27 protein-coding genes are annotated in these 23,320 nt (G+C 68.8%); 23 read left to right on the top strand and 4 right to left on the bottom strand.

Annotated features, from left to right (window positions below; all coding sequences use genetic code 11):
* Positions 1–142 precede the first annotated feature (142 nt).
* The 12 genes from AC3WTD_RS15710 to glmU all read left to right on the top strand — a co-directional run bounded on the left by AC3WTD_RS15710 (position 143) and on the right by glmU (position 10,413).
* Complete coding sequence (locus tag AC3WTD_RS15710; RefSeq protein WP_492614340.1) at positions 143–532, top strand: phasin family protein; 390 nt, start codon at positions 143–145, stop codon at positions 530–532.
* 246 nt (positions 533–778) lie between these two features.
* Entirely contained in the window at positions 779–1,144 is a 366-nt protein-coding gene (locus AC3WTD_RS15705) for a hypothetical protein (protein ID WP_027491148.1), read from the top strand.
* A gap of 3 nt (positions 1,145–1,147) precedes the next feature.
* Positions 1,148–1,966 carry a F0F1 ATP synthase subunit A gene (gene atpB / locus AC3WTD_RS15700; protein ID WP_027491149.1) on the top strand — a complete coding sequence of 273 codons (819 nt, stop codon included), beginning with the start codon at positions 1,148–1,150 and terminating at the stop codon, positions 1,964–1,966.
* Between the two features lie 68 nt (positions 1,967–2,034).
* Positions 2,035–2,313: a F0F1 ATP synthase subunit C gene (atpE, locus tag AC3WTD_RS15695; RefSeq protein WP_027491150.1), complete on the top strand. Its 279-nt coding sequence runs from the start codon at positions 2,035–2,037 to the stop codon at positions 2,311–2,313.
* 93 nt (positions 2,314–2,406) lie between these two features.
* On the top strand, positions 2,407–2,877 hold the full coding sequence (locus AC3WTD_RS15690; protein ID WP_027491151.1) for a F0F1 ATP synthase subunit B: 471 nt from the start codon (positions 2,407–2,409) through the stop codon (positions 2,875–2,877).
* A 3-nt stretch (positions 2,878–2,880) separates the two neighbouring features.
* Positions 2,881–3,414, top strand: a complete 534-nt coding sequence (locus AC3WTD_RS15685; protein ID WP_027491152.1) for a F0F1 ATP synthase subunit delta — start codon at positions 2,881–2,883, stop codon at positions 3,412–3,414.
* 148 nt (positions 3,415–3,562) lie between these two features.
* A complete protein-coding gene (gene atpA / locus AC3WTD_RS15680; RefSeq protein WP_027491153.1) occupies positions 3,563–5,113 on the top strand; it encodes a F0F1 ATP synthase subunit alpha in 1,551 nt (516 codons plus the stop codon).
* 105 nt (positions 5,114–5,218) lie between these two features.
* Positions 5,219–6,136 (top strand): F0F1 ATP synthase subunit gamma, encoded by a 918-nt coding sequence (gene atpG / locus AC3WTD_RS15675; RefSeq protein ID WP_027491154.1) that lies wholly within the window; start codon positions 5,219–5,221, stop codon positions 6,134–6,136.
* 81 nt (positions 6,137–6,217) lie between these two features.
* Positions 6,218–7,630, top strand: a complete 1,413-nt coding sequence (gene atpD / locus AC3WTD_RS15670) for a F0F1 ATP synthase subunit beta (RefSeq protein WP_027491155.1) — start codon at positions 6,218–6,220, stop codon at positions 7,628–7,630.
* A 121-nt stretch (positions 7,631–7,751) separates the two neighbouring features.
* Entirely contained in the window at positions 7,752–8,177 is a 426-nt protein-coding gene (locus AC3WTD_RS15665; protein WP_027491156.1) for a F0F1 ATP synthase subunit epsilon, read from the top strand.
* A gap of 227 nt (positions 8,178–8,404) precedes the next feature.
* Positions 8,405–8,941, top strand: a complete 537-nt coding sequence (locus AC3WTD_RS15660) for a hypothetical protein (RefSeq protein ID WP_492614339.1) — start codon at positions 8,405–8,407, stop codon at positions 8,939–8,941.
* A gap of 77 nt (positions 8,942–9,018) precedes the next feature.
* The gene (glmU, locus tag AC3WTD_RS15655; RefSeq protein WP_492614338.1) at positions 9,019–10,413 is read left to right on the top strand and encodes a bifunctional UDP-N-acetylglucosamine diphosphorylase/glucosamine-1-phosphate N-acetyltransferase GlmU; all 1,395 of its coding nucleotides are present in this window, start codon (positions 9,019–9,021) and stop codon (positions 10,411–10,413) included.
* A 91-nt stretch (positions 10,414–10,504) separates the two neighbouring features.
* Here glmU and AC3WTD_RS15650 read toward each other — a convergent pair whose 3' ends face one another.
* On the bottom strand, positions 10,505–11,494 hold the full coding sequence (locus AC3WTD_RS15650; protein WP_492614337.1) for a chorismate transformation FkbO/Hyg5 family protein: 990 nt from the start codon (positions 11,492–11,494) through the stop codon (positions 10,505–10,507).
* Positions 11,495–11,588: 94 nt separating this feature from the next.
* Between AC3WTD_RS15650 and AC3WTD_RS15645 the strand changes: the two genes are divergently transcribed.
* The 8 genes from AC3WTD_RS15645 (at position 11,589) to fabG (ending at position 18,012) form a co-directional block, all read left to right on the top strand.
* Positions 11,589–11,858, top strand: a complete 270-nt coding sequence (locus tag AC3WTD_RS15645; protein ID WP_027491160.1) for a phosphopantetheine-binding protein — start codon at positions 11,589–11,591, stop codon at positions 11,856–11,858.
* A gap of 103 nt (positions 11,859–11,961) precedes the next feature.
* Positions 11,962–12,681 (top strand): COG4648 family protein, encoded by a 720-nt coding sequence (locus AC3WTD_RS15640; protein ID WP_492614336.1) that lies wholly within the window; start codon positions 11,962–11,964, stop codon positions 12,679–12,681.
* Positions 12,678–12,977, top strand: a complete 300-nt coding sequence (locus tag AC3WTD_RS15635) for an ApeI family dehydratase (protein ID WP_492614335.1) — start codon at positions 12,678–12,680, stop codon at positions 12,975–12,977. The genes AC3WTD_RS15640 and AC3WTD_RS15635 overlap by 4 nt, the downstream gene beginning before the upstream one ends.
* Positions 12,974–13,936 (top strand): lysophospholipid acyltransferase family protein, encoded by a 963-nt coding sequence (locus AC3WTD_RS15630; RefSeq protein WP_235642469.1) that lies wholly within the window; start codon positions 12,974–12,976, stop codon positions 13,934–13,936. The genes AC3WTD_RS15635 and AC3WTD_RS15630 overlap by 4 nt, the downstream gene beginning before the upstream one ends.
* Entirely contained in the window at positions 13,857–14,516 is a 660-nt protein-coding gene (locus tag AC3WTD_RS15625) for a LolA-related protein (protein ID WP_027491643.1), read from the top strand. The genes AC3WTD_RS15630 and AC3WTD_RS15625 overlap by 80 nt, the downstream gene beginning before the upstream one ends.
* 2 nt (positions 14,517–14,518) lie before the next feature.
* A complete protein-coding gene (locus AC3WTD_RS15620) occupies positions 14,519–16,837 on the top strand; it encodes an MMPL family transporter (RefSeq protein ID WP_492614334.1) in 2,319 nt (772 codons plus the stop codon).
* Complete coding sequence (locus tag AC3WTD_RS15615; protein ID WP_027491645.1) at positions 16,821–17,255, top strand: hotdog family protein; 435 nt, start codon at positions 16,821–16,823, stop codon at positions 17,253–17,255. The genes AC3WTD_RS15620 and AC3WTD_RS15615 overlap by 17 nt, the downstream gene beginning before the upstream one ends.
* Positions 17,256–17,274: 19 nt before the next feature.
* The gene (gene fabG / locus AC3WTD_RS15610; RefSeq protein WP_492614333.1) at positions 17,275–18,012 is read left to right on the top strand and encodes a 3-oxoacyl-ACP reductase FabG; all 738 of its coding nucleotides are present in this window, start codon (positions 17,275–17,277) and stop codon (positions 18,010–18,012) included.
* Between the two features lie 148 nt (positions 18,013–18,160).
* On the opposite strand, the gene AC3WTD_RS15605 is transcribed toward fabG, so the two are convergent.
* From AC3WTD_RS15605 to AC3WTD_RS15595, 3 genes are read right to left on the bottom strand one after another with little or no spacing between them, the layout of a single operon-like run.
* Positions 18,161–18,946, bottom strand: coding sequence for a glycosyltransferase family 2 protein (locus AC3WTD_RS15605; RefSeq protein WP_492614332.1), 786 nt, complete (start codon positions 18,944–18,946; stop codon positions 18,161–18,163).
* Entirely contained in the window at positions 18,943–19,737 is a 795-nt protein-coding gene (locus tag AC3WTD_RS15600) for a beta-ketoacyl synthase chain length factor (RefSeq protein WP_027491648.1), read from the bottom strand. The genes AC3WTD_RS15605 and AC3WTD_RS15600 overlap by 4 nt, the downstream gene beginning before the upstream one ends.
* Positions 19,734–20,927, bottom strand: coding sequence for a beta-ketoacyl-[acyl-carrier-protein] synthase family protein (locus AC3WTD_RS15595; protein WP_492614331.1), 1,194 nt, complete (start codon positions 20,925–20,927; stop codon positions 19,734–19,736). The genes AC3WTD_RS15600 and AC3WTD_RS15595 overlap by 4 nt, the downstream gene beginning before the upstream one ends.
* Positions 20,928–21,030: 103 nt before the next feature.
* Between AC3WTD_RS15595 and AC3WTD_RS15590 the strand changes: the two genes are divergently transcribed.
* The 3 genes from AC3WTD_RS15590 to hemF all read left to right on the top strand — a co-directional run bounded on the left by AC3WTD_RS15590 (position 21,031) and on the right by hemF (position 23,248).
* Entirely contained in the window at positions 21,031–21,768 is a 738-nt protein-coding gene (locus AC3WTD_RS15590; RefSeq protein WP_235642470.1) for a YdcF family protein, read from the top strand.
* A 113-nt stretch (positions 21,769–21,881) separates the two neighbouring features.
* The gene (locus tag AC3WTD_RS15585) at positions 21,882–22,349 is read left to right on the top strand and encodes a hypothetical protein (protein ID WP_492614330.1); all 468 of its coding nucleotides are present in this window, start codon (positions 21,882–21,884) and stop codon (positions 22,347–22,349) included.
* Positions 22,346–23,248 carry an oxygen-dependent coproporphyrinogen oxidase gene (gene hemF / locus AC3WTD_RS15580; RefSeq protein WP_027491651.1) on the top strand — a complete coding sequence of 301 codons (903 nt, stop codon included), beginning with the start codon at positions 22,346–22,348 and terminating at the stop codon, positions 23,246–23,248. Before AC3WTD_RS15585 ends, hemF begins: the two co-directional genes overlap by 4 nt.
* Positions 23,249–23,320 lie beyond the last annotated feature (72 nt).

Here is a 23,320-nt window from a genome sequence, read left to right as displayed (position 1 = left end):
TGTGTCAGGGAATAGACATAAGCCGGTGTTTACAAATGAATATTTGCTTACACACCTATTCGATCACCAGAAATATATTGCAATGCACAAAAGTTGCTGCTAGAGTGCCTGCCACTACCCCATCCTCAACGAGGACTACGTCATGACGCAGCAACTCAACACCCAGTTTTTTGCTTTCACCAAGCAGTTCACCGACAGTGCCTTCAAGGCCCAGTCGGTGGCTCTGAAGGGGCTGGAGACGGTCGCCGAGCTGCAGCTCAAGGCGCTTGAGGAGCAGACCAAGGCTTCCACCGAATTCGTCGCCGAGGCGCTGGAAACCCGTGACATCAATGGCCTGCGCGGCCTGTGGGAAAAGGGCGCCAACCTGGGCCGCGAAAACGCCGAGCGTGCCGTGGCGGTTTCGCAGGAAGTGCTCGCGGTGACCCAGAAGACCGCCGAGTCGCTGAATGCGCTGGTGCAGGAGCAGCGCCAGGCCGCCAACGACGCCGTGGCGGCGCCGGTCGCCGCCGCCAAGAAGGCGGCCGCCAAGTAATTCCGCCGTACTGTCGCGCTTGGATGTGATGGAACAGGGCCGAACCTCGTGTTCGGCCCTGTTCGTGTGTGGGCTCGCCACCATGTATGAGGCGGTCGACCAGATCACGGATTCCGGCAACCGGACGTCATGCCGCAGCCTGCATGGCTTGTCGCTGCAATTGACGCACTGATATACTTTTACGGATTGGATCGTGGCCCGCAGCTGTGTCGGTGCCGCCTGGTGCAGGCCGCGCGGAGACGTTACGTGCTCAACAGTCCAGCCTCTGGTCGACGCCTCGCCTTGCGCATCATCCTGCTGCAGCTTGCTGTGGCGGTACTGGTCGGCCTGGTTTTCCTGGCGCTGGGGTATCGCGAAGCGATGGCGGCAGCGGCAGGCGCGACGATGGTGGCGCTGGGTACCGCGCTGATGTCGGCGCGGTTCTTCAGTGGCGTTAGCGGCGCTGGCGTGGTGTTGGGCCGTCTGCTGACGGGCATGCTCCTGAAATGGATCGTGATCGTCGGGGGGCTGGTCGTGATCCTGTTCCAATTCAAGTTGCCACCGCTGGCCGCCATCACGGGGTTGGCGGCGGCTTACGCGGTTTATCTGCTGGCGTTCAGATTCAAGGGTTGATCCATGGCAAGCGAGCCGACTGGCGGTCTTACCGAGTACATCCAGCACCATCTGCAGCACCTGACCCCGCATGCGAGCAAGGAAGGCTTCTGGGCGGTGCATGTCGACTCGGTCACCGTGTCGCTGGTGCTGGGCGTGCTGTTCTGCCTGTGGTTCTGGCTGAAGGCGCGCAAGGCCACCGCCGGCGTGCCGGGCAAGGGCCAGGCCTTCGTGGAGATCGTGCTGGAGTTCGTCGACGGCCAGGTCAAGGATGTGTTCCACGGCGACCGCCGCGTGCTGGGCCCGCTGGCGCTGACCGTGTTCGTCTGGGTATTCCTGATGAACGCGATGGACCTGCTGCCGGTCGATCTGCTGCCGTGGATCACCGAGAAGTTCGGCATCGGCCATTTCCGTGCCGTGCCTACCGCCGACATCAACATGACCTTCGCGATGTCGCTGACGGTGTTCGTGCTGATCATCTTCTACAGCTTCAAGGCCAAGGGCGCCGGCGGCTACATGCACGAGCTGTTCACCGCGCCGTTCGGCAAGCACCCGCTGCTGTGGATCCCGAACTTCCTGCTCAACATGGTCGAGCTGGCGTCCAAGCCGGTGAGCCTGGCGATGCGACTGTTCGGCAACATGTACGCGGGCGAGCTGGTGTTCATGCTGATCGCTGGCCTGTTCAGCGCCGGTGCGGGCCTGGCCGGCTGGGCACTGTACGGCGCCGGCATCATTGGCTACACGGTGTGGGGCATCTTCCACATCCTGATCATCTCGATCCAGGCCTTCATCTTCATGGTGCTGACGATCGTGTACATCTCGATGGCACACGATCACCACTGATCGGCGTTGTCGAAACCATCTGTTCAACCGCTTTGCCTCTTCCAGTTTGATTTTCTCAGGAGACCGTCGTGGAACTCATCACTCACATTGCTCAAGTCCAGTCCTTCACCGCCATCGCGCTGGGCCTGATCATCGGCCTCGGCGCGCTGGGTGCCTGTATCGGCATTGGCGTCATGGGTTCGAAGTTCCTTGAGGCCGCCGCCCGCCAGCCGGAGCTGGTGCCGCTGCTGCAGGGCCGCATGTTCCTGCTGGCCGGCCTGATCGACGCCGCGTTCCTGATCGGCGTGGCCCTGGCGATGTACTTCGCCGTGGCGAACCCGCTGCTGTCGAAGCTGGCGGGCGCGTAAGTCCCCCGGTGACGCCGCGGCGTCGCCGCTGCAGCCCGGGTGTCGTGACGCCCGGGCCTGTTTCAACCCGTATTTTTTGCAGGTAACGCAGCGATGAATTTCAACGCGACCTTGATTGGCGAAATGATTTCGTTCGCCATCCTGATCTGGTTCAGCGTCCACTTCATCTGGCCGTATATCAATAAGGCCATCGAAGACCGGCAGGTCAAGATCGCCGAAGGCCTGAATGCCGCCGAGCGCGCCCACGCCGAGCTGAAGAGCGCGGACGTGAAGGTGGCCGGCGAGATCAAGCAGGCCCGCCTGCAGGCCTCGGAGATTATCGACAAGGCCCAGCAGCAGGCGAACCAGATCATCGACAAGGCCCGCGCCGAGGCGATCGCCGAGATCAACCGGTTGAAGGCGGCCGCGCAGGACGACATCGCCTCGATGGCGCAGCGCGCCCGCGACCAGCTGCGTGAGCAGGTCGGTGCGCTGGCCGTGCAGGGCGCCAGCAAGATCGTGCAGCGCGAGGTCGATGCCTCGATGCACAAGGCCCTGCTCGACCAGCTTGCGGCAGGTCTTTGATCCATGGCCCAGGCAATCACCCTCGCCCGCCCGTACGCCCGCGCCGCGTTTGAAGTGGCGCATGCGGCCGGCTCGCTGGCCGCATGGTCGCAGGCGCTGGCGTTCGCCGCCGCAGTGGCGAACGATCCTCGCGTGGCCGGCTTCGGCAACGATCCGCGGGTGCTGCCGGCGCAACTGGTAGGCCTGCATCTGCCCGCCGGCGTGACGGCCGACAGCCCGTTCGGGCATTTCCTCGCCGAGATGGCCGAGCAGCGCCGACTGGCGTTGCTGCCGGAAGTGGCTGAGCTGTTCGAGGCGTTCAAGCGCGAGTCCGAGTCGCAGCTGCTGGTCAAGGTGACCAGCGCGATGGCGCTGGACGCGGCGCAGGCCGAACAGCTCAAGGCCTCGCTGAAGCGCCGCTTCAAGCGCGAGATCGAACTGGACACCCGGGTCGACGCCTCGCTGCTGGCCGGCGTGGTGATCGATACCGGCAGCGAAGTGATCGACGGCTCGGCCCGCGGGCGTCTCGCGCAGCTTTCCAGCGCTTTGGCAAATTGATTTAACGCGAAGTCCATTTCGCGAAGAGCAAAACCGGCCATCCAGGGCCGGGTAGAAAATTTAACGCGAAGTCCGTTTCGCGGAGAGCAAAACCGGCCGTCCGGGCCGGACTCTTCAAAAGAGCATTCAATTCCCGGGATAGATGACCATGTCCAGCACTACTTTGAATCCGTCCGAGATCAGCGAACTGATCAAGAGCCGTATCGAGCAGTTCAAGCTCGGCGCGGAAGCGCGCAACGAGGGCACCATCATCAGCGTGTCCGACGGCATCGTGCGTATCCACGGCCTGGCCGACGTGATGCAGGGCGAGATGATCGAGCTGCCGGGCAACGCGTACGCGCTGGCGCTCAACCTCGAGCGCGACTCGGTCGGCGCGGTGGTGCTGGGCGAGTATCAGCACCTGCGCGAGGGCGACACTGCCAAGACCACCGGCCGCATCCTCGAAGTGCCGGTTGGCCCGGAGCTGCTCGGCCGTGTGGTCGACGCGCTGGGCAACCCGATCGACGGCAAGGGCCCGGTCAACGCCAAGCTCAACGCGCCGATCGAGAAGGTCGCGCCCGGCGTGATCTGGCGCAAGTCGGTCGACCAGCCGCTGCAGACCGGCTACAAGTCGGTCGACGCGATGATCCCGGTCGGCCGTGGCCAGCGCGAGCTGATCATCGGCGACCGCCAGACCGGCAAGACCGCGCTGGCGATCGACGCGATCATCGCGCAGAAGGATTCCGGCATTAAGTGCATCTACGTCGCGATCGGCCAGAAGCGTTCGTCGATCGCCAACGTGGTGCGCAAGCTCGACGAGAACGGCGCGCTGGCCAACACCATCATCGTGGTCGCCTCGGCGTCCGAGTCGGCCGCGCTGCAGTACGTCGCGCCATATTCCGGCTGCGCGATGGGTGAGTACTTCCGCGACCGCGGCCAGGACGCGCTGATCGTCTACGACGACCTGTCCAAGCAGGCCGTGGCCTACCGTCAGATCTCGCTGCTGCTGAAGCGCCCGCCGGGCCGTGAGGCGTACCCGGGCGACGTGTTCTACCTGCACTCGCGCCTGCTCGAGCGTGCCTCGCGCGTGTCCGAGGAGTATGTCGAGAAGTTCACCAGCGGCGAAGTGAAGGGCAAGACCGGTTCGCTGACCGCGCTGCCGATCATCGAGACCCAGGGCGGCGACGTCTCCGCGTTCGTGCCGACCAACGTGATCTCGATCACCGACGGCCAGATCTTCCTGGAGACCGACCTGTTCAACGCCGGCATCCGTCCGGCCGTGAACGCCGGCATCTCGGTGTCCCGCGTCGGCGGCGCCGCGCAGACCAAGATCGTGAAGAAGCTGTCCGGCGGCGTGAAGCTGGCGCTGGCGCAGTTCCGCGAGCTGGCCGCGTTCGCGCAGTTCGCCTCGGACCTGGACCCAGCCACCCGCGCGCAGCTGGACCGCGGCCAGCGCGTCACCGAGCTGATGAAGCAGAAGCAGTACGCGCCGCTGTCGATCGCCGAGCTGGCGCTGTCGGTGTACGCCGCCGAGCACGGCTACCTGGACGACCTGCCGGTGAACCAGGTGCTGCCGTTCGAGAAGGGCCTGCACGCGTTCATGCACCAGAACCACGGCGACCTGATGAAGACCATCGTGGCCACCGGCAACTGGGACAAGGACATCGAGGCCGTATTCAAGGCGTCGCTGGACGAATACAAGAAGACCGGCAGCTGGTAAGAGAGCCGGGATTCGGGATTTGAGATTCGGGATTCGGTAAGAGCTTGAGTGTGCGGCTTCTACAAATCCCGAATCCCACGAGTGAGCAAAACGAGCGAGTAGAGCATGGCCAGCGGACGCGAAATCAAAACCAAGATCAAGAGCACGCAGAACATGCGCAAGGTGACGCGCGCGCTCGAGATGGTCTCGGCCTCGAAGATCCGCAAGGCGCAGGATCTGATGAAGGCCTCGCGCCCGTATGCGCGCTCCATGCGCAAGGTGATCGCCCACGTGGCGCAGGCCAGCACCGATTTCAGCCATCCGTTCCTGGTCCAGCGCGACCACGTGGCGCGGGTCGGCTACATCGTGGTGTCGACCGATCGCGGCCTGTGTGGCGGCCTCAACTCCAACCTGTTCCGCCGCCTGCTGCCGGCGATCGCCGACTGGCAGCAGCAGGGCGTGCAGGTGGACGTGGTAGCGATCGGCCAGAAGGCCGTGGCGCTCTTCCGCCGCATCAAGGGCGTCAACCTGGTCGGCAGCGTCAGCCACCTCGGCGAGAAGCCGAAGCTGGAGCAACTGGTCGGCGTGATCAAGGTGATGATGGACGCCTACCAGGCCAACGGCCTGGATCGCGTGTTCCTCGCCTACAACGACTTCGTCAACACCATGACGCAGAAGCCGACCATCGATGCGCTGCTGCCGCTGCCACTGGTGGCCGCGGAGATGGAAGAACACCAGGCGGCCGGCGAATCGGCCTACGCCGGCGTCAAGCTGGAGTCGAGCCACGACTGGGACTACCTCTACGAGCCGGACGCGCAGACCGTGCTGGAGCATGTGCTGACCCGCTACATCGAGTCGGTGGTGTACCAGGCGGCGTTGGAGAATCTCGCCAGCGAGCACGCCGCACGCATGGTGGCGATGAAGAGCGCGTCGGACAACGCGAACAAGGTGATCGGCGAACTGACCCTGGTCTACAACAAGGCCCGCCAGGCCGCGATCACCCAGGAAATTTCGGAAATCGTCGGAGGAGCCGCTGCGGTGTAACCGCGGTAGGTCCCCAAACATTCATGGCGACGCGAAGCGGCGCCGCAACAAACCTAAAGAGATTCATCCGGAGCTATCAGCATGAGCCAGGGCAAAGTTGTTCAGATCATCGGCGCGGTCATCGACGTGGAGTTCCCGCGTGACCAGGTGCCGCAGGTGTATGACGCGCTGAAGATCGACGGCACCGAGATCACGCTGGAAGTGCAGCAGGTGCTGGGCGACGGCATCGTCCGCACCATCGCGCTCGGTTCCACCGAAGGCCTGAAGCGCGGCCTCGTGGCCCGCAACACCGGCGAAGGCATCAAGGTGCCGGTCGGCAAGCAGACCCTCGGTCGCATCATGGACGTGCTCGGCAACCCGATCGACGAAGCCGGCCCGATCGGCGAGCAGGACCGCTGGGTGATCCATCGCGAGGCGCCGAGCTACGCCGACCAGGCCGCGGCCAACGACCTGCTGGAAACCGGCATCAAGGTGATCGACCTGGTCTGCCCGTTCGCCAAGGGCGGCAAGGTCGGCCTGTTCGGCGGCGCCGGCGTCGGCAAGACCGTGAACATGATGGAGCTGATCAACAACATCGCCAAGGCGCACGCGGGCCTGTCCGTGTTCGCCGGCGTGGGCGAGCGTACCCGCGAGGGCAACGACTTCTACCATGAGATGAAGGACTCCAACGTCCTGGACAAGGTGGCGATGGTCTACGGCCAGATGAACGAGCCGCCGGGCAACCGCCTGCGGGTGGCGCTGACCGGCCTGACCATGGCCGAGTACTTCCGTGACGAGAAGGACGAGACCGGCAAGGGCAAGGACGTGCTGCTGTTCATCGACAACATCTACCGCTACACGCTGGCCGGCACCGAGGTATCCGCACTGCTCGGCCGCATGCCGTCGGCAGTGGGCTACCAGCCGACCCTGGCCGAGGAAATGGGCGTGCTGCAGGAGCGCATCACCTCGACCAAGACCGGCTCGATCACCTCGATCCAGGCCGTGTACGTGCCCGCGGACGACCTGACCGACCCGTCACCGGCCACCACCTTCGCCCATCTGGACGCGACCGTGGTGCTCTCGCGCAACATCGCCAGCCTGGGCATCTACCCGGCAGTGGACCCGCTCGACTCGACCAGCCGCCAGCTCGATCCGAACGTGATCGGCCAGGAGCACTACGACGTGGCCCGCAAGGTGCAGGGCACGCTGCAGCGCTACAAGGAGCTGAAGGACATCATCGCGATCCTCGGCATGGATGAGCTCAGCGAAGAAGACAAGCAGGCGGTGGCCCGCGCGCGCAAGTGCGAGCGCTTCTTCTCGCAGCCGTTCCACGTGGCCGAGGTGTTCACCGGCTCGCCGGGCAAGTACGTGTCGCTGAAGGAAACCATCCGCGGCTTCAAGATGATCGTCGATGGCGACGTCGACCACCTGCCGGAGCAGGCGTTCTACATGGTCGGCGGCATCGACGAGGCGATCAAGAAGGCCGAAGAGATGGGCGCCAAGAAAGCCGCCTGACCCTGAAGCCGGGATTCGGGGTTTGCGATTCGGGATTCGTTGAGCTGCGTCATCGCGCTTTTGACGAATCCCCAATCCCGAATCTCGAATCCCGTTCGACCGAGCGTAGCGAGAGAGAACCATGACCCACACCATTCGCGTCGACATCGTCAGTGCCGAAGCCGAGATCTTTTCCGGCGACGCGACGATGGTCGTTGCCACCGGCGAAGTCGGCGAGCTCGGCATCACGCCGCGCCATGCACCGCTGATCACCCGTCTCAAGCCGGGCCACGTCGACGTGCTGCTGGCCAGCGGCGAGCGCCAGCAGTTCTGGATTTCCGGCGGCATGCTGGAAGTGCAGCCGCAGGTGGTCACCGTGCTGGCCGACACCGCCGCGCGCGCCGCCGATCTGGACGAGGCCTCCGCGCAGCGCGCCAAGAAAGAAGCCGAGGACGCGCTGGCCAAGCGCAGCGACGCGATGGAAATCGCCGAGGCGCAGGTCAAGCTGGCCGAGGCGATCACCCAGCTGCAGGCGCTGGAGCGGCTGCGCAAGAGCCTCAAGCACTAGGCTTTTGCGTTCATCCCTGATCGCGAAGATCAAACGGGTGGCCATCCCTGGAAATGAGATTCGTGCACTCATCCATGAGTGCAGAGCGAGATCAAAAGGCGGCCGTCCATGGCCGCACTTCCAACAGAAGCGGTTGCCTCGATGGACATTGCGGAATAGGACGCCGGCCTTGTGCCGGCGTTTTTGCATCGGCACGATACAGTCTGGGCAGCGCAGGGAAGATGCCGATGACAGGATCGATGTTCACTATCCGCCAGGGCGGCTGCGTGCTGTTGCTGCTGTTGGCCGGTTGCGCCGCGCCGCGCCAGCAGCCATCGCCGCCGGCCATCGGTGATGCGTCATGGCGGATGGTGGTGCCGCCCGACACGGTGCGCTACCCGCTGGCGCTGGGCGAGGTGTCCAGCGGCGCCACACCGTTTCGGCGCGTGGCGCCGGTGTATCCGCCCGATCGGCTGGCCAGCTGTCCGCCGCCGCAGGAAGTGCCGGCATTGCTGATCGTCGATGGGCAGGGCAAGGTCGGCGAAGTGCGCGTGACTGGCGAGCCGCAGGCCGATGCGGGCCGCCAGGCATTCATCAACGCCGTGCGCGCGGCCGCGCTGCAGTGGCAGTTCAGTCCGCTGACGATCAACCGCTGGGCCGCCGATGCCGATGGCAACAGCCACGTGGTGGACAGCGAGACGAAACCGTTCAGCCTGGCCTACGTGTTCCGCTTCGAATGCCATGCCGGCAAACCCACGGTGTCGACCGCGGCGACGAAGCCCTGAGTCAGCTGTCTGCCATCGTCCGCGCCGCGCGGGCTGCTATGCTTTTTTTCGATCAGGACGCGTCAAGGCCTTATTCCATGAACCGAGCTCCGCTCCACGTCGTCATCCTCGCTGCCGGCGCCGGCACGCGGATGAAATCGAACCGGGCCAAGGTGCTGATGCCGCTGGCCGGCCGGCCGCTGCTGGCGCACGTGATCGACGCCGCGCGCGCGCTGCGGCCGGCGGCCATCCACGTCGTCTACGGCCATGGCGGCGAGCAGGTGCAGGCTGCGTTCTCCGGCCAGGCCGACCCCGGATCAGGTCCGGGGCAGGCTCTGCGCTGGGTGCTGCAAGCGGAGCGGCTGGGTACCGGCCACGCGGTGGAGCAGGCGCTGGCCGGCGTGCCCGATGGCGTGGGCGTGCTGGTGCTGTATGGCGACGTGCCGCTGACCCGGGCCGAGACCCTGCAGCAGCTGGCGGCGGTGGAAGGCGGCTTCGGCCTGCTCACCACCCGGCTGGCCGATCCGCACGGCTACGGCCGCGTGCTGTGCGACGGCAACGGCCGCGTATGCGCGGTGGTCGAGGAGAAGGACGCCGACGACGGCCAGCGCGCGGTGAACCTGGTCAACACCGGTATCCTGGTGGCCGACGCGCAGGCGCTGCGCGGCTGGATCGGCCGGCTCGACCGCAACAACGCGCAGGGCGAGTATTACCTCACCGACATCTTCGGCATGGCCGCCGCCGAGCACCGGCCCGCACTCAGCGTCGAATGCGCCGACCCGGTCGAGGCCGCCGGCGCCAACAACGCGCTGCAACTGAGCGAACTGGAAGCAGCGTATCGCCGTCGCGCCACGCACGCGCTGATGGCGGCCGGCGTGCGGCTGGCGGATCCCTTGCGCATCGACGTGCGTGGCACGGTCGAGGCGGGACGCGACGTCGAGCTGGATATCGACGTGATCCTCGAAGGCCGCGTGTCACTCGGCGACGAGGTGCGCGTCGGCGCGTTCACCCGGCTGAAGGACGTGCAGCTGGCCGCTGGCACGGTGGTGCTGCCGCACTGCGACCTGGACGGCGTGGTCACCCATGGCCCGTGCACCATCGGTCCGTTCGCGCGGCTGCGCCCCGGCACCGAGCTCGATGCCGGCGTACACGTCGGCAACTTCGTCGAAACCAAGAAGACGCACCTGGGCGAAGGCAGCAAGGCCAACCACCTCAGCTACCTCGGCGATACCGTGGTGGGCCGCGGCGTCAACATCGGCGCCGGCACCATCACCTGCAACTACGACGGCGTGAACAAGTTCGCCACGCACATCGGCGACGGCGCCTTCATCGGCTCCAACAGTGCGCTGGTGGCTCCGGTGACGATCGGCGCGCAGGCCACCATCGGCGCCGGCTCGGTGATCACCCGCGATGCGCCGGACGGGGAACTCACCGTGGCGCGCGGCACGCAGCAGACGTTTCCCGGCTGGAAGCGGCCGGTGAAGCGGGAGTGAGCGAAGAGGAGTGAGCGAAGAGGAGTGAGCGAAGAGGAGTGAGCGAAGGCAGCGGCGGAGCGCGCTTCGGGCTTTTCTCTCACTCCTCGCTCTACGCGTAACGCCAGCCGTCGATCTCCACCAGCAGCTCGCGGCGGCAGATGTCGCCGTGCAGCAGCAGTGTCGGCACGCCGGGCAGGCGGCGTTGCACGAACGTGCGCACACGTGCGGCGTCGGCGCCGTGGCGCACGTAGATCTTCAGCGGGGACTGGCCGTCGAAGCCCGTTGCCATGCCGGCGCTGGCCAGCAGTGCCTCGAGGTTGAGCAGGGTTTCCTCCAGCTGCGCGTCGAGGTCGTCCTGGTGCGCCGACGCGTGGCCGACCACCGCGGCGGTGCCGGAGATCGCCAGCACGTCCTGCGCCGGCAGCAGCATGGCGCGGGCGAAACTGGGTGGTGTGCGGCCGTACTGCCGCGGGTAGCGCCAGGCGCTGACCTGGCGCGGGTTTTCCACGCGCATGCCGGGCTGGTCGCTGGCCAGCAGGTAGACCTGCAGGCGGCGCCCGTCGCCGTGATGGCCGATCGCGGTGGCGGCGGGGAAGCCCTCGGCGAAGAAGTCACCCATGCCGGCGACGCGGCCGTCGCAGAAGTGCTTGTAGCGCTCGGCGTCGCCTTCGCCGTGGTTGATCGCGCCGAGGTAGTTCCACACGCGCAGCACGTGTCGCGCCTCGCGCGTGGCGACGAAGCGGTGCAGCTGTTCGTAGGCCAGCCGCGCCGTGGCGGTCGGGCCGCCGTGTTCGCGTTCGTCCAGTTCGATCGCCGCGAACAGCCAGCCGCCGCCGGCGGACCAGCACAGCGCGCCGTCGCGGCCGCAGCTGACCGGTGCATCGACCTGCCACAGCTCCAGCGGAGCAGGCGCATCGAAGCTTTTCAGCGCCACCTGCAGGCAGCGCGGGTCGGTACTGGCCGGGGTGCTGACGCCGAAGCCGAACAAGGCCAGCGTACCGGGTTCGGCCAGCAGCGCGCTGGCCGCGCCGGCGCGGTAGCACACCTGCAGCGCGCGGCGCGGCAGCGGATCGATCTGGGGGTTTTCACAGCCCTGCATATGGCTTGCAACCAGGAACGACAGGGGCGCTATGTTACACTCCGCGCCCACTGCCACCGGGGGGAGGCAATGCATTCAGCGTACGGAATCGAGCATGGCGGAACAGACAGCGGCGCAGCACGAATTGGCTACCCTGGTCGTGGCATGCCTGAATCTCGACTCCGTCACCCCCGAACAGATCGACCCGGATGCACCGCTGTTCGGCGGCGAGCTGGGGCTGGATTCGATCGACGCGCTGGAAATCGCCCTGGCCGTGTCCAAGCGCTACGGCTTCCAGCTGCGCTCGGACAACCCGGACAACCGGCAGATCTTCACCAGCCTGCGCACGCTGTCCGCGCACGTCGAGCAGCACCGCGCCGGTTGACGCCGGCGGTTCGGCCCGGCCGCGTCCGCGACGCTTCCTTCAGGTGGCGTTCCATCGTCCGTGGCAGGCTCGACATTCCAGTGGAGCCAATGCGGAACCCGGCATGACGTCCTCCTCACTTTCGTCCGATCACGCCATGCGGCGCTACGGCCTGCTGTTGCTGCCGGCCTATCCGCTGCTGGCGATCGCCGGTGCGGTGACCCAGCGGCAGGTCTTCGCGTTGCTGGCGCTGACCCTGCTGCTGACCGTGCTGCTGCTGCCGCAGCTGCTGGCACGCCGTGCCGCGTCGTGGCTGCTGTGGTCGGGCATGCTGGCCGGTTTGCTGCTGGCCTGGCGGTACGGTTTCGCCGAGCTGTTGCTGGAGGCGGTGCCAGTGCTCATCAATGCGCTGCTGGCGTATTGGTTCGGCCGCACGCTGGGTACCGCCGAGCCGTTGGTGCAGCGCTTCATCGTCGCCATCGAAGGCGCCGAGCGCCTGCAGCAGCCGGGAGTGGTCGCCTACGCGCGCCAGGTCACCGGGTTCTGGACAGCGCTGCTCGGCGCCCAGGCGCTGCTGCTGGCCGTGCTGCTGCTGTGCGCCGACCAGAGCGGGCTGCTGGCACGCGCCGGCGTCGCCTCGCTGCTGCCGGTGCCCGAGCGCTGGGCCGCGACGTGGCTGCACCTGGGGGGTTACCTGCTGCTGGGCGCGGCGTTCCTGCTGGAATACCTCTATCGCCGCTGGCGACTGCGCCATCTGCCGCATCCCGGCCTGCACGACATGCTGCTGCAGCTGGCGTTGCACTGGCCCCGGTTGCTGCGCGGCAAGCGCGCGGTGACGCGATGAACGCCGGCTTCGAGCAGGTGCTGCGCGTCGGTGCAGGGCATCCGGCGTTGCCCGGCCACTTCCCCGGCGCGCCGCTGGTGCCGGGGGTGCTGCTGCTGGAGCAGGTGGCGCTGGCCCTGCGCGCCTGGCGTGGCCAGCGACTGGGCCGCGTGCTGGAGGCGAAGTTCGCGGCACCGCTGCTGGCGGAGGAAACCGCCACGCTGCGGCTGAGCGCCGCCGACGGATCGCGCATCCGTTTCGAGATCCGGCATGACGGCATGCTGCTGGCGCGCGGCCTGGTCGAGGGAGCGACGTGAGCACACATGGACACTGGCAAAGCCGGCCCGAAGGCGGCGGCCGTTTTGCGCTGTGGCTGATCCGCACGATTGCGCTGCACGGCGGGCGCCGCCTGGGGCGGTTCTGCCTGTACCCGATCACGCTGTACTTCTTCCTGCGCCGCGGGCCGGAACGACGCGCCTCGCGCCAGTACCTGCAGCGCGTGTTCGGCCGGCCGGCCACGGTGTGGCAGGTGCTCAGGCACATCCACTGCTTCGCCGCCACCACCCTGGACCGGATCTTCCTGCTGGCGCACGGCGAGCGACCGTTCCGGATCGAGACCGAAGGCCTGGAGCTGCTCGACGAACGGATCGCCCAGGGCCGCGGCGTGCTGCTGTTCGGCTCGCACCAGGGCAGCTTCGAGGCGTTGCGCGCGATCGGTGCGCGCCGGCCGCAGATGGCCTTGCGGGTGGTGCTGGACAAACAGAAGACGCCGGCAATGACCGAGCTGCTCGAGGCGCTGGCGCCGGAGGTGGGCGCCTGCGTGATCGACGCGGCGCAGGACGGCACCTCCATCGCGCTGGCGATGGCCGAGGCCTGCCACGCCGGTGCGCTGGTGGCGATGCTGGCCGATCGCGGCCGCGGCCACGAGGTGCTGCGGCGTACCAACCTGCTCGGTTCCCCCGCGCCGTTTCCAATCAGCCCGTGGCTGCTGGCGCATACGCTGCAGGTGCCGGTGGTGCTTTGCTTCGGCCTGTACTTGGGCGGCAACCGCTACCGGCTGGTGTTCGAGCCGTTCTGCGAGCGGGTGGAGGTGCCGCGGCGGGATCGCGGTCCGGCACTGGACGCCCTGATTGCCCGCTATGCGCAACGGCTGGAACACTACATCCATGTCGCTCCCTACAACTGGTTCAATTTCTATGATTTCTGGCAAGACGCGCCCGCTGCTGCTGAGCCTGCTGCTGATCCTGCTGCCGTGGGCGAGCACGTCGGCGTCTGAGCCGGCTCCGGCCGCCTCGGCGGCGGCGCTGGTTGCCGCGCTGGGCCAGCCGGCACCCGCGCATACCGCGTTCGCCGAGGCGCGCTTCCTGCAGGTGCTCGACCGGCCGCTGGTGGTCTCCGGCGAATTGTCGTGGCTGGGCGGCGACCGGTTGCGGCGGCGCGTCGAGCATCCGCAGCAGGAAACCGCCACCATCGCCGATGGCGAGGTGACCCAGCAGCGCGACGGCCGCAGTCCGCGGCACTTCTCGCTGAAACGCGCGCCGCAGCTGCAGGTGCTGCTGGACAGCTTCGTGGCGCTGCTCAGCGGCGACGCCGCGCGCCTGCAGCAGGCATTCGAGATCCGCCAGGGTGGCGACGCAGGCGGCGCGTGGACGCTGACCCTGGTGCCGCGCGAAGCCCGCGTGGCAAAAACCGTCGCCAGCATCCGCATCGACGGCTACGCGAACGCCTCGCGCTGCATGCATCTGCAGGAAGCCGATGGCGACCTCGCCGTCGACCTGCTCGGCCCGCTGGCCGCACGGATGCCGGCCGAGCCTACCCGCGAAGCGCTGCAGGCGCTGTGCCAGAGCGCGCCCTGAGCATGCGCCGGGGCGCACGCGCGGCACTGCTGATCGGATGGTTGCTGGCCCTGGCCGGGCTCGGCTGGATGGTCAGCCAGCGGCTGCACGTCAGCACCGACCTGCGCAGCTTCATGCCTGCACCGACTACGCCGGACCAGCGCCTGCTGATGGAGCAGGTCGGCGAGGGACCGGGTTCGCGCCTGCTGCTGCTCTCCATCCGTGGCCAGTCCGATGCAAGGCTGGCGGCGCTGAGCCAGGGCCTTGCCGCCGCGCTGAAAAACGACAGGCGCTACAGCCAGGTGCTCAACGGCAGCTTCGACCTCGGTGCGCTGGACGAGCGGCTGCTGCCGTACTGCTACCTGCTGTCGCCCACGCTGGACACGCAGCGGCTCGACCAGGCCTATCTCGCCGACCAGCTGCAGCAGCGGCTGGACGACCTGTCTTCGCCCGCCGCCGGCTTATTGAAAGGCCTGCTGCCGCGCGATCCCACGCTGGAGGTGCTGAAGCTGGCCGAGCGCTGGGCGCCGGCGAAATCGCCGGAGCTGCGCGAGGGCGTGTGGTTCTCGCCACGGGGCGACGCGCTGCTGCTGGTACAGACCGTCGCCGCCGGCTTCGACCCCGGCGCGCAACAGCAGGCGATCGACGGCATCCGCCGGGCGTTCGCCGCGTTGCCGGGCAGCACCGGTGCAACACTCGAGCTGAGCGGGCCAGGTTACTTCAGCGTGGTGGCCGCGGCGCAGACGCGGCACCAGGCGGACTGGATCGGGCGCATCTCCACCGTGGGCTTCATCGCGCTGCTGCTGCTGGCGTACCGCAGCGTCGGCTCGCTGCTGCTGTCGGCGCTGCCGATCGCCAGCGCCGCGCTGGCCGGTATCGCCGCGCTCACCGTGGCCTTCCCCGCGGTGCACGGCATCACCCTGGCGTTCGGCTTCACCCTGCTCGGCGTGGCGCAGGAGTACCCGATCCGCGTGCTCAGCCACCGCCGTGCGGGCGAGGATGCGCTGGCCAGCGTGCGCACGCTGTGGCCGCTGCTGCTCACCGCGATCGCCTCGGCCTGCATCGCCTACCTGGCGTTCTACGCCTCCGGCGTGAACGGGCTGAAGCAGCTGGCGCTGTTCACCATCGTCGGCCTGCTGGTGGCCGGCTTCAGCACGCGCTACCTGCTGCCGTACCTGCTGCCGCGGCGGGTGCGCGACGTGGCCGGGATGCGCTGGCTGATACAGGCGCGCACGTTCGTCGATCGCCTGCCGCGGTCGCGCTGGATTCCCGTGGTGGTCGCCGTGGCGATCGTGGCGATGCTGGCGCTGGCCCGCGGCCCGTTCTGGCAGGACAACCTTGCCGCGCTGACCCCGCTGCCGCCGGACCTGCTACAGCACGACGCGCGCCTGCGCGAGGCGCTGGGCGCGCCCGACGTGCGCTACCTGCTGGTGCTGGAGGCACCCAGCGCGCAGGGCGTGCTGGAACTGTCGGAGCGGCTGCAGCCGAAGGCGGACGCGCTGCTGGCGCGGCATGCCGCCGATGCATTGGAGCTTCCCTCGCGCTACCTGCCCAGCGTGGCCGTGCAGCGTGCGCGGCAGGCGAAGCTGCCCGACCGCGCCACGCTGCAGCACGCGCTGGATGAGGCGTTGCAGGGCCTGCCGTTCCGCGCCGACCTGTTCCGCCCGTTCGTCGACGATGTGCAGATCGCGCGCGGCTTGCCGCCGCTGACACCCGAGCGCTATGCGCAGACGCCGCTGGGTCAGCGCCTCGCCGCGATGCTGGTCGAGCGCGACGGCCACTGGCTGGGCCTGGGCACGGTCAGCGGCGTGCACGACGTGGCCGCGCTGCAGGCGCTGGGCGCGGACAGCCACGGCGCGGTGCGCCTGCTCGACCTCAAGGCCGCCTCCGAATCGCTGGTGGTCGACTACCGTTCGCGCATCCTGCAGGCGCTCGCGGCCGCCGCGCTGCTGCTGGTGCTGACCATCGCGCTCGCGCTGCGCAGCCTGCGTCGCGCCTGGCACGTGCTGGCGCCGATGACCCTGGCCACCTTCCTGGTGCTGGCGGTGGAGCGCGCGACCGGCGTCGAGATCTCGCTGTTCCACCTGGTTGCGCTGATCCTCGCTGGTGGGCTGGGCCTGCACTACGCGCTGTTCTTCGAGCGCGACACCGGCGACCCGGCCGAGCAGCGGCGCACGCTGCACGCCACCATCGTCTGCGTACTGTCCGCGCTGCTGGTGTTCGGCATGCTGGCGTGGGCGACGATCCCGGTGCTGCGCGCGATCGGGCTCACCGTGAGCCTGGGCGTGGCGTTCCACTTCTGTCTGTCGATCCTGATGGCGCCGCATGCTCGACAAGACTGACTGGGCGCAGCTGATCCCGCACGCCGGCGCGATGTGCCTGCTCGATGCGGTGCTCGCCTGGGACGAGCGCACGATTCACGCGAGCAGCGCCAGCCATGCGCGCGTGGACAACCCGCTGCGCGGCGCGCACGGCCTGCATGCGGTGCACCTGGCCGAATACGGCGCGCAGGCAGCGGCGGTGCACGGCGCGCTGCTGGCGCGTGCGCGCGGTGACGAGACGGTACGTCCCGGCCGGCTGGTCAGCCTGCGCGAGGTGCAGCTGCACGAGGAATACGTCGACGGCCTCGACGGCGCGCTGGACGTCCATGCCGAATGCCTTTACGCCGACGACGGCGGCGCGCAGTATGCGTTTCGCGTCGAGCATCGTGGCCGGCTGCTGGCCAGCGGGCGCGCCGTGGTGATCCATCCCTCCCGCTGAATCGCTTGCGAGCCACGCCATGTCCGAAGCCCCTCCCGCCCGTCGCGCCCTGGTCACCGGCGGCAGTGGCGAGCTCGGCGGCGCGATCTGCCACGCGCTGGCCGCGGCCGGCTGGCAGGTGATCGTGCACGGCCACCACAGCCTGACCCGGGCCGAGGAAACCGCCGCATCGATCGTCGCTGGCGGCGGCCGCGCGCAGGCGGTCGCGTTCGACGTCACCGACGCCGAGGTGACCCGCGCCGCGCTGGACGCGCTGCTGGCCGAAGGGCCGATCCATGCGCTGGTCAACAACGCCGGCATCCACGACGACGCGCCGATGGCCGGCATGAGCGACGCGCAGTGGCACCGGGTGATCGACGTCTCGCTGCACGGCTTCTTTCACGTCACCCAGCCGCTGCTGCTGCCGATGGCGCGCGCGCGTTTCGGCCGCATCGTCTCGATCGGCTCGGCGGCGGCGCAGCTGGGCAACCGCGGCCAGACCAACTACGCCGCGGCGAAGGCCGCGCTGGTCGGCGCCAGCAAGTCGCTATCGCGCGAGATGGCCTCGCGCGGCATCACCGTCAACGTGGTCGCACCCGGCGTGATCGAGGGGCGCATGGCCGAGGCGACGTTTCCGCCCGAGCGCATCCGCGAACTGGTGCCCGCGCAGCGCGCCGGCAAGCCGGGGGAAGTCGCCGCGCTGGTCGCCTTCCTGTGCTCCGACGCCGCCGCCTACATCAACGGCCAGGTGATCGGAGTGAACGGCGGCATGGGCTGATGCTTCTTGCGCGAGGCCCCGTGCTTCGATGACCGTGCTGTAGGAGCCCGCTGGCGGGTGATGCTCTTGCCGTTACGAATCCCGAATCCCGAATCCCGGCCCCAAAAGCATCGCCCGCCAGCGGGCTCTTACGGCGGAGTTGCGTCGATCAACCGTCCAGCGCCACCGGTTTGGCCGGCGCCGTGGCGGTGTCATCGAGCACCAGCGGTGCGCCGCGCGAGCGGCGGTAGCTGGCGACGATGTGGCCGTAGTGGACCACCCGGCCGATGGTGTAGGTGGTGATGCGGGTGACGTCGCGCACCGGCTTGAGGTGGCTGGGGCGGAACGCGCCGTGGTAGCGCGAGGCGATCGGCACCGAGACCACGCCGAGCCGTTGCTCGCGCGAGGCGGCGATCAGGATCGCCGCCTCGAACACGAAGTTCTCCGCCGGCAGGTCGACCAGCGCCAGCGCCGCCTGCGGATACCAGCGCTGCCCGCTCTGGGTGTCGGCCACCGGCTGCGCGCAGGCCCACGAGATGCCCCAGTCGGCCACTGCGTTGGCGCGCCGGCGGCCCTTCGGCTGCTGTTCGCGGTCCAGCAGGCGCGCGCCGATCACGATGTGCTGCGGGTGGCGCTGCGCAGCAGCCACGATGCGTGGGATGTCGGCGGCCAGGTGCTGGCCGTCGCCGTCCATGGTCAGCACGGCGTCATAGCCCTGGCGCAGCGCCTCGCGGAAGCCCTGGCGCAGCGCCTCGCCCTTGCCGCGGCGCGTGGCGTGGCGCAGCAGGGTCACCGGCAGCGCGGCGACGATCTCCGGCGTGCGGTCGTCCGAGCCGTCGTCGACCACGATCACCGGCGCGCCCAGCGCCAGCACGGATTCGACCACCGCGCGGATCGCGGCTTCCTCGTTGAGGCAGGGAATCAGCACACACCAGCGTGCGGCGGCAGTGTTCAAGCGACGTGCTCCATGTCGATACACAATCCCAGTGTAGCGGCGGCGGGCAGCACGCCGCGGCTGCCGTGGTCGGCAAGCAGGGTCAGCAGCGACAGGCTCGCCGCCGAGGGGCTGCCGGTGCGCCAGCCGTCCAGCGGTTCGGGCAACGGCATGTCGATGACCGCGCCCGGCTGCAGCGCGAGATCGAGCCGGGCCAGCGTGGCCGGGCCTGCCTGCGGCGCCAGCACCAGCGCGCAGCCGAACGACTGGCGGCATTCGGTGACTTCACTGAGCGGGCCGCTGCCGGCGGTGTCGCTGCACACCAGCAGCACCGCGCGCTGCTCGGCCAGCACCTGGCTGGCCGCTTCCAGCAGGCCGGCGCCGAAACTGGCGCGCTGCGCGCTGACCGCGGTGGACGGCGCGTGGCAGCCGGTGGCGATGGTCCAGTAGCCGACCGCGGCGTTGTGCACCGAGTTGTGGAAGCGGGTCGGCGACAGCTCGGCCGGCGCCTGGGCGAGGGTGGCGCACATGTAGTCGGTGATTGGCTGGTCGCCGTGCGAGGAGGCGAACACGCAGGCCAGCGCGGCGGCATCGCGTCCGCTCATCGCCAGCGCCTGGCCGGCCGCCTCGACCGCCAGCAGCACGCTCTCCGGCGCGCGGCGGCGTTCGTTCGGCGGCAGCATGGCGGCAGCCGGACGCGGCGGTGGCGGCGCCGGCGTGGCGCCGGCCAGCAGCGCGCGCAGCGCGGCGAAGTCGGCCAGCTGCGGCGACCACAGGCCGACGCCTTCCACCCATACGCGCAGCGCACTCATGCGGCGAACCCGGCGCGGGCGAACGCGAGGCAGGCGTTGTTGCCGCCGAAGCCGAACGAGTTGCTCAGCGCCACGTTCACTTGCTGGCGTTCGTTGCGCCAGGCGAAATGCGCGCCGCAGCCCGGGTCGGGCGCATCGCCGCCGAGGTTGCCGGGGATCAGGCCGTGCTCGATCGCCTGCAGCGCGACGGTCGCCTCGAGGATGCCGGCGGCGCCCAGCGTGTGGCCGGTGAAACCCTTGGTCGAACTGGCCCGCGTGCTGCTCGGGAACGTGCGCGCCACCAGCGCCGCTTCCACCTCGTCGTTCTTCTGGCTGGCGGTACCGTGCAGGTTGATGTAGTCCACCAGCGCCGCGTCGAGGCCGGCGCGCGCCAGCGCGTCGTTGAGCGCCAGTTCGGCGCCGAGGCCGTCCGGGTGCGGCGTGGACATGTGGTAGGCGTCGCTGGATTCGCCGTAGCCGAGCAGCCGCGGTGCATCCGGCGCCGCCTCGATGCGCTCCAGCAAGGCGAAGCCGGCGGCCTCGCCGATCGAGATGCCGTTGCGTGCGGCGTCGAACGGGCGGCACGGCTCAGGCGAGACCAGTTCCAGCGCGTTGAAGCCGAACAGCACGCTGTCGCACAAGGTGTCCACGCCGCCGACCAGTGCCGCGTCGACCAGGCCGAGGCGAAGCATCCGCTCGGCGCTGGCGAACACCTTGGCGCTGGACGAGCAGGCGGTGGAGACGGTCAGGCACGGCCCTTCCAGGGCGAGCGCGGCGGCGACGAAGCCGGCCAGCGAATGCGGCGCGTGGATCGCCGGGCGCAGCATGTCGTCGGGCATGCCGCCGTCGGCATCGAGCCGGCGGTAGGCTTCCTCGGTGGCGCCAATGCTGGCGGTGGAGGTGCCCAGCAGCAGCGCCACGCGGGCCGCGCCGTAGCGTGCGCGCGCCGCGCGCACGCGGTCGAGCAGGCCGTCCTGCTGCAGGCCCAGCCAGGCCAGGCGGTTGTTGCGGCAATCCCAGGCGGCCAGCGCGGCGGGCAGGGCGACGTCTTCCACGCCATCGACGCGGCCGATCCAGCACGCCAGCGGCGCGCTGCTGAAGTCGTTCGGACGCAGGCCGCTGCGGGCGTGCGCGAGCGCATCGAGCTGCGCCGCCAGGCCGCTGCCCATGGCGGAGGTGGCGGTGTAGGCGGTGACCGCGAGGGGAGTCATCGGGGAAGGCATCCGGAAAGCGTAGCCGCCGCCCCGGTGAATGCCTAGTCTGCAAGCGACGCACGTTCAGCCGCCGAAGTGCCGCGGAAGGCGCGCGGCGACTATGCTGGCGCGTCCCGACTGCCACGCCTGCTCCGTGCCGCCGAATCCGTCTCCAACCCGCACTCCCTGGCGCTACCTGCGCGACCGTGACGTGCAGTACGCCGCGCTGGTCACCGCGCTGGCGCTGCTGCTCAGCGCGGGCCTGGTCTGGCTGGGCTATCTGATCCACGTCTGCCGGGTCGCCGCGCGCAGCCCGCTGGCGCCGCCGCGGCGCATGGTGGCGCTGGTGTTCGGCCGCCGGCTCGAGCGCGATGCGCCGGAGCACGACTACCAGCAGCGGCTGCGCCGTGCGCTGGCGCTGGCCGAGCAGCAGCACACCGGCCACCTGCTGCTGCTCGGCGGCTGCAGCGGCAGCCAGTGCAGCGAGGCCGCCGCCGGCCAGGCCTGGCTGCGGCAACACGGCCTGGCCGACACGGTGCGGCTGGAGCTGGAGCAGGATTCGGTCGATTCGCTGGAGAACCTGCGCCACGCGCGGCGCCTGCTGCTGGCCGAGGCGGGCGACGGCGGCCTGCCGCCGGTGGCGCTGGTGACCAGCCGTTATCACCTGGCCCGCTGTCTGCTGCTGGCGCGCCGGCTCGGCTTCGACGGCAGCCCGGTCGCCGCCGAACCGGCGTTGCCGCGGCAGCGGCGCTATCTCGGCCTGCTGCTGGTCGAGGCCAGCTACCTGATGTGGATCGATCTGGGCCTGCGCTGGGCGCAGCTGATCGGACACCGGCGGATGCGCGCGCGGATCAGCTGAGCGCCGCCTTGTGCGCCGCGCTGCCGCCTGGCAGGCGGCAAGGGCCGTGCGCCTTGCGGCGGCTGACCATGGCGTTCCGCCAGACGCTGCTGGTCGACCCACGGCCGATCAGCATGCCCGCCGGCCTGACCGCGGTGCAGGTGAGCAAGGCGGTCAACGGCGCGCTGGTCGGTCGTACCTGGGTCGTTACCGCCGAGCATGCCGACGGCATCGACGCGGCGCTGAACGGCAACGATTACCAGGCGAAGAGCCACGTCGCCTTCGACACGCACCAGGTCAAGATCAGCTATGTCGACAGCACCAACCTCAAGTACAAGGTGAAGAAGGACGGCACCCGCCTGATCCACACCGGCTACATGAACTGGATGCGTCAGTGGCGACATCGGCCGGGATCTGCAGTTGATTTCCGCCGGCGCCGAATCGATGCCGATGGCTTCGCTGGGCGGCTGATTTCCTGGCCATCCGCGATGACGACGGCCCTGCGCGGGGCCATCATCGTTTCCGCGCGACGCCACGTCGCATCCACCGCAGCGCTCGCCTTGCTAAGCTCGCCGCACCGAACCGACGACGCCAGACGATGAGCGAGCAAGCCAACCAGGCCGAAATCTTCCTGCGCGAACTGCAGGACCGCATCTGCACTGCGATCGAGCAGGCCGATGGCGGCGCGCGGTTCACCGAGGACGCGTGGACGCGCGAGGCCGGCGGCGGCGGGCGCACCCGCGTGCTGCGCGACGGCGCGGTGTTCGAGCAGGCCGGGGTGAATTTCTCGCGCGTGCACGGCCACCCGCTGCCGCCCAGCGCCACCGCGCACCGGCCCGAGCTGGCCGGCGGCAGCTTCATCGCCACCGGCGTGTCGCTGGTGCTGCACCCGAAGAACCCGCACGTGCCCACCACCCACGCCAACGTGCGCTATTTCGAAGCGCACAAGGAAGGCGTGGAGCCGGTGTGGTGGTTCGGCGGCGGTTTCGATCTCACCCCGTTCTACCCGGTGGACGAGGACGTACGGCACTGGCATGCGGTGGCGCGCGAGCTGTGCGCCCCGTACGGCGCGGATGTCTATCCGCGCTACAAGCAGTGGTGCGACGAATACTTCTACCTCAAGCACCGCGACGAGACGCGCGGTGTGGGCGGGCTGTTCTACGACGACCTCAACGAAGGCGGCTTCGAACGCTGCTTCGCCTTCACCCGCGACGTGGGCCAGGGTTTTCTCGATGCCTATCTGCCGATCGTCGAACGCCGCAAGGCCTCACCGTACGGCGAGCGCGAGCGCGAGTTCCAGCTGTACCGGCGCGGCCGCTACGTGGAGTTCAACCTGGTCTACGACCGCGGCACGCTGTTCGGCCTGCAGTCGGGCGGGCGCACCGAGTCGATCCTGATGAGCCTGCCGCCGCGCGTGCGCTTCGAGTACGCGTACCAGCCGGAAGCCGGCTCCGCCGAGGCGAAGCTTACCGATTACCTGCAGCCGCGCGACTGGGTGTAGGAGATTCTATGTTGTTGGTCAAGCCATCTGATGCGCCTTGGCGCGGTAGTTGGACTGGTTTTTGAGCAGCGC

This window comes from Rhodanobacter sp. FW106-PBR-R2A-1-15, from assembly GCF_058789735.1.
Note: the sequence above shows the minus strand (reverse complement) of the source record. Positions and strands in the feature narration are given on the sequence as shown.